Raw genomic sequence first — 6,295 nt, 5'->3', positions numbered from 1 at the left:
ATATTTTTGCCAACCTTCACAACGATGCCATTATCTAGACTACATAGATGATATTTTTTGTCAATGCGTAAGTCCTAGCTTTTTCATTTTAACTCTTTTTTGACACATTCGCCAAAGTGAGATGCACCCACTAGAAACTAGAAGGGGGTTTGTTGAATTATTTTGATGATCTACCTGATCCAAGAGTTGACCGCACTAAACATCACTTACTTAAAGATATCAAGCGTGATTGCTTTGTTAGCGATAATAGCTGGAGGTAACGGATGGGAAGATATGGAAAATTATGGAATAAGTAAACAGACCTGGCTCAAACAATTTTTAGAATTACCCAATGGCATTCCTCATCATGATACGTTTCGTAGAGTTTTTGAAAAACTAGACCCCAAAATTTTAGAACAGAAGTTAACTCAATGGGTTCAAAAATTTATCGGTTCAGTTGTTGACCAAGTTATCCCGATTGACGGAAAAAGTCTCCGAGGGTCTTATGACCGAAATCAAGGCAAAAAAAATTTACATTTAGTGACAGCGTGGGCTTCGGAAAATCGTTTAGTCCTCGGCCAAGTTAATACCATTTTTTTAAAGATGTGATAGAGATAAAGAATGTAAAATCCAAGACCATCCGGTGAGAAAACCAATGACGCGATCGGTGAAAGATGCCAAAATTTCCTTGACTTTTGTGCGGAGTTCGTCCAGATTACTAAACACTGACCAAGCTAAAAAATCTTTCAGATATTCCCACACTCTTTCTGTCGGATTTACTTCCGGACAAGCGGGAGGCTGAAATAGTAAAATAACATTGTCTGGTAATTCAGATGAGTCCAAATTATGAGAGTCGTGCGTTATCAACTTAAATGATGTGTAATTGATGACTGATCTTGTATTGACAAAAGTTGTAAATAGGCTCCAAAACAAACTTTGTCTAAATGGGAAAACTCCCAAAAAAAACTTTTTCCTGTAGGGATTGATACTGCCCCATACAGCCAAAAACACTCAAATTTCCATTGATGCTTCCCCATGGGCTTTACGCCGGAAAGCGTCAGCTTGCGCCGACTTTATTGTATGCAGCCCTATCCGCGTTTCATCACTACACCAATAAGTGACTTTTTTATATTTATTTACTTGAGGTAAAGCTTTGTCTAGTAAAGCTTTTATCTGTCGATGCAAGTTATTCTTGCATTCATTAATTGCCGTAGATTTCTGAGAAATACTGCGAGGTCTGGGAATTTTTAATTTACTTTTTAATACTCCTCTAACTAAAGAATATACAGCCGAGTAACTACTGGCTATTCCTTTAATCAACCATAGCCAAAGATGAACTTCTTTATAACTCTTAAATCCTTCGGGGTCTCTCAACTCTTGTTGCAAGGTCGCTGCTATTTCAACTGAGAACTTTTTTGGGCGACCGAAAACCTGCCTATTTTTTAACAAATTTTCCAGACCGCCCTTTCTATATTGGGAGAGCCAGCGATGAATCGTTGCCTCACTTTTACCTAAAACTGCTGATACTTCCCGCACAGTTTCTACTTGTTTTGACTGAAATAAATAAAGCATTTGGACTTTATTATAAGCTAGGATTCTTTTTTGTTTTTTGAGTATTTCTCGCAAATTTTCTCCAGATTCGGTAATCTTTATATGAGGAGGACCAGACATTGTAATTCTCTCCTTTACTTTTCACACAAGTCTATCACATCTTTAAAAAAATGGTATGAGATGCTCTTACCCTGGTGCTTCTATCTTGTGTTTGTCCCCATACTCTCCTGATTTTAATCCAATTAAATTATGGTGGTCGCAACTCAAATCTTTATTGATCCAGTTTTCACCAACCACCACTAAAATGGTTGACACCATAATTGCTGTGGGTCTTGACTTAATTAATCCGAAACATCTTAAAAACTGGTTTACTAATTGCTGCTACTGTACCTCATAACATCCGGAAGTGCTGTAGGTTATAATTAGTGTTAATAACGACATAGTATTGGTTATCTGACCATATAAAGAGCGAGAAATAATGAGAGGACATGACGCATGAACGTCTTTGAGTTTGAGATTACCATCCAGAGCAAATCAGGCGATAGTAGCTGGCCCATTGTTGTCAGGTGTAAGCAACCGGACGGACTAACCATCCATTCAAAAGAGACTCTCCAGCTAAGTCAGGATGACTTGAACAAACTCACTCAACAGCAAGAAAACGAGAGGGAATACGGCACTCTACTAGGCAAAGCTTTGTTTCGAGGGGCTGTATACGACACCTTTGTTCGTGCCCTATCCAAGAGTAGTCAGGACTCCCTGTTACGAATTTTGCTGTCAATTGAAGCGGCTGACAATGACCCTATCAAAACCTTGCATTGGGAAAGGTTGTGCGCTCCGATTGATGCCGATGGAGAGTGGCATCTTTTAGCCCGCAACCAGCGCGTTCCCTTTTCCTTGTACATTCCTACTATTATCGATCGGCGCTTTCCCCCCATTGGACGGCGTGACTTGCGGGCACTGGTGCTGGTAGCGAGTCCCTCTAATATAGGCAAGTTTCAATTAGCACCTTTTGACGTTGAAGCTGTTTTATCTGGAGTCAAGGAAGCGCTTGGTGAAATTCCTTACGAAATTTTGGCAAATGATGTCGCAGGTGCGATCGGGCCCCCAACCCTACAAGAACTGTCTAAGCAACTGACTAACGCCAAGAAACCATACACCTTGCTGCACTTTGTCGCCCACGGCAAGCTGCTGGATAACGGAGAAACAGTTCTGTACTGGGCAAAAGCAGATAACCAAGTTCAGCCAGTTACGGGAGAAGATTTTCTGGCAGAGCTCAAGAACATCGGTAATCATCAGAGGAGCTTACCTCACTTTACCTTCCTGTGCACTTGCGAAAGTGCCGACCCCAGAGCAGAAGCAGGATTAGGTGGATTAGGTCAAAGATTGGTAAGAAATTTGGGGATGCCTGCTGTAGTAGCGATGACTCGCAAGGTGAGCGTAGAGACAGGCTTAGCTCTAGGACAGAACTTTTACCGACGACTCAGAGAGTCCGGAGAGGTAGATACGGCGCTACAAGAGGCAACCGCCGGATTGGGAAAACGCCACGATATTGCTGTCCCGGCTTTGTTTAGTCGCTTGGGTGGGCGTCCCTTATTTAGCGATCGTCTTGACAATCGAGATTTAACCGACGAGGAAATCGAGTATGGTATTGAAAAGCTGAGCAAACTCCTCGTAGAACGCGCCCCTAATGCTTCGGTACTCAAGCAGAGGTTTAAAACGCAGGTAGAGATCCTCAAAGATACCCAAGGAGCCGAGTCACGCACAGCGCGTGAACAGCGCCAGCAGGCAATAGTAGAGATCGATAACCTGTGCGATCAAGTAATCGAACTCAGTTTCGACGCTCTGGCAGCCTTGGGTAAGCAACCACCAGAATACAAGGCTGAGTGCCCGTTCCCTGGACTGTCTTCCTTCGGTGATAAAAAATACCACAAGTTCTTCTTTGGGCGCGATGAACTGATTAGAGATTTACAAAAGGAATTGGCGAAGGATAATTTTTTAGCCGTTATCGGCACTTCGGGTAGCGGCAAATCATCCGTAGTGCTAGCTGGGCTAATTCCTAAGCTTAAAGAAGAGGAGCTAAGCTTTCAGTGGGCTTACATGACACCTGGAAAGGAGCCGCTGAGGCAACTAAAAAGACGATTAGAAAGATTATTGAAGGTATCAGAGCATCATTCAATATTAGTGGTAGACCAATTTGAAGAAGTATTCACTCTCTGTGAAGATAAAGCCGAGCGGATCGAATTTATTGAAAAGTTATTAAACTTTGCCGATCGGCGGAAAGTCGTAATTACAATGCGCGCAGACTTTTTGGGAGAGTGTACCTTTTACCCCGAACTGAGAAAGCGGATTGAAACCCGACAAAAATTGGTTGGGCCGATGGAACCTGCGGAACTGATTACAGCAATGAAGATGCAGGCAGACAGGGGGGGACTGCGCTTTGAAGCTGGCTTGAGTCACTCGATTCTCAATGATGTGCAGGGGGAACCTGGGGCGATGCCGCTGCTGCAATATGCCTTGCAGGAACTGTGGAAGCGACGGCGGGGACGGTGGCTGTGCGATGAGGAGTACCAAGCGATCGGTGGAGTCCAAAAGGCAATAGCTAAGACTGCCGATGATTTCTACAATAGCTTGTCAGTTGCTGAGCAAGAACAAGTCCAGAATATCTTCTTGCGCTTAACCCGCTTGGATGCCAGTGCCGTACCAGGCCAGAAGCGACGGGACACCCGCCGGCGAGTCGAGTTAGAGGATTTGGTGCCCACAGGCGACGATCTAGCAGTGACAAGGAAGTTGGTGCAGCAGTTGGCAGGGGAAGGCGTGCGACTTGTAGTTACCAGTCGCAACGAAGCTACGGGGAAGGAAGAAGTCGAAGTCGCCCATGAAGCTTTAATCCGCTACTGGCCAACGTTACAAAATTGGTTGAATCAGAACCGCAATGACTTGCTATTGCGAGAAACCATTAATCAGGCAGCAGAGGAGTGGCAGCAGCACCAAGAGCAACCAGGCCAAGACACTTATCTCATCCATCAGGGGGGACGATTAGAAGATGCAGAGGTGTTGTGGAAGCACCCCAAATTTGTGCATCTCAATCAACTTGAGGCGGAATATGTTTTGGCTTGTGTTCAGTTGCGCCAGCGACGACTCAAGCTTGAGGAACAGCGCAGAAAGCGTCAACTCATGGCGGCTGTGAGCGCTGCTTTTGTCTTGGGTGGATTTGCCATTGTTGCTGGAATTAAGTGGAGGGAATCAGAAATCGAGCAGATTCAGGCTTTTCTAGAATCCGCTGAAGCCCGCTTGGCCTCTAATCAGACACTGGATGCACGGATAGGAAGTTTACGGGCTGCAAAAGCACTCAAGCAGTCGTTCTGGCAAGCACTTTTGCCGGAGGGGTTAAAGGCTCAAGTGCTGGGCAAGCTGTCAGAGACAATTTATACAGGGCAGGAAGTTAACCGTTTAGAAAGCAATCAAAAGGAAGTTTATAATATCGCTTTCAGCCCGGATGGCAAAACTCTAGCTACCAGTGGAACTGAAAGCCTATTCCGCCCGGTGTCAACTATCGTCCTGTGGGACATCTCTGGCAAGAAGAAGTTGGCTGATTTCCCAACGAATCAAGAAAGGATCAATAGCATGGCGTTCAGCCCGACGAATAGCAAGCAGCTAGTCACTGCTGGAGAAGACGGCACCGCCCGTCTGTGGGAAACGTCTGGCAAGCAGTTGGCTCTCCTCAAAGGGCATAACGGTCAGGTCAATAGCGTGGCGTTCAGTCCTGATGGCAAGCAGCTAGTCACTGCTGGAAAAGACGGCACTGCCCGTCTGTGGGACACTTCCGGCAAGCAGTTGGCTGTTCTCAAAGGGCATAAAGACGATGTCAAGAGCGCCATGTTCAGCCCGGATGGCAAGCTCATAGTCACTGTAGGAAAAGACGACACTGTCCGCTTGTGGAACAGGTCTGGTAAGCAGTTACCTCTCCTCAAAGCGACTCAAGGTGATATTAATAACGTGGCATTCAGTCCGGATGGCAAGCTTTTAGTCACTGCAGGAGAAAACGGCACCGCCGGTGTGTGGGACACATCTGGCAAGCCGTTGACCGTCCGCAAATCGCATCAAGGTAATGTCAATAGCGTGGCGTTCAGTCCGGATGGCAAGCTTTTCGTCAGCGGTGGGCAAGACAACATCGCCAACCTGTGGGACACTGCCAACCTGCGGGACACTAAAGGCGAGCCGTTGCCTCTCCAAGGGCATCAAGGTGATATCAATAATGTGGCGTTCAGCCCAGATGGCAAGCTCCTAGTCACTGTAGGAATAGATGACGCCGTCCGCCTGTGGGAGAGGTCTGGCAACGAGTTGTTCGTCCTCAAAATATCTCAAGGTGCCGACAAGATCGCCATGAGTCCGGATGGCAAGCTTTTAGTCACTGCTGGAAATGAGGACAGCGTCCGTCTGTGGGACACTACTGGCAAGCAGTTTGTCATTCTCAAAGGGCATAAACGTAATGTATCTGATGCACAGTTCAGCGGGGATGGCAAGCTCCTAGTCACTGCTGGAGAAGACGGTACCGCCCGCCTGTGGGACACCTCTGGCAAGCAGTTGCATATCCTCAAAGGGCATCAAGGTAATGTATCTAATGCACAGTTCAGCCTGGATGGCAAGCTCATAGTCACTGCTGGAGAAGACGGTACCGCCCGCCTGTGGGACACTACTGGCAAGCAGTTGGCCGTTCTCGAAAGGCATCAAGGCTTAGTCACGGGTGCGAACTTTAGTCCGGATG

The 6,295-nt window shown here is 46.3% G+C and carries 2 protein-coding genes and 2 pseudogenes; 2 read left to right on the top strand and 2 right to left on the bottom strand.

The annotated features are described in order from the left end of the window. Window positions 1–149: 149 nt before the first annotated feature. Window positions 150–564, top strand: a pseudogene (locus QUB26_RS26950) (ISAs1 family transposase); the annotation flags it as partial. 12 nt (window positions 565–576) lie between these two features. On the opposite strand, the pseudogene QUB26_RS26945 reads toward QUB26_RS26950, so the two are convergent. After that, a pseudogene (locus QUB26_RS26945) lies at window positions 577–1,650 on the bottom strand (IS630 family transposase). Window positions 1,651–1,716: 66 nt separating this feature from the next. Beyond that, entirely contained in the window at window positions 1,717–1,848 is a 132-nt protein-coding gene (locus QUB26_RS26940; RefSeq protein ID WP_333291672.1) for a hypothetical protein, read from the bottom strand. Between the two features lie 177 nt (window positions 1,849–2,025). On the opposite strand from QUB26_RS26940, the gene QUB26_RS26935 reads away from it, so the two are divergent. Next, window positions 2,026–6,295 (top strand): nSTAND1 domain-containing NTPase (locus QUB26_RS26935; RefSeq protein WP_333320414.1); only part of this gene is annotated, 4,270 nt, incomplete at its 3' end.

The sequence above is a fragment of the Microcoleus sp. B4-C1 genome, assembly GCF_036705285.1.
GTDB lineage: Bacteria > Cyanobacteriota > Cyanobacteriia > Cyanobacteriales > Microcoleaceae > Microcoleus.
This window is presented reverse-complemented; position numbering and strand designations above follow the sequence as displayed.

Excerpts from the sequence above, each read along its gene's own strand:
- QUB26_RS26940 (WP_333291672.1), bottom strand. The coding sequence starts at position 1,848 with ATGGTGTCAACCATTTTAGTGGTGGTTGGTGAAAACTGGATCAATAAA.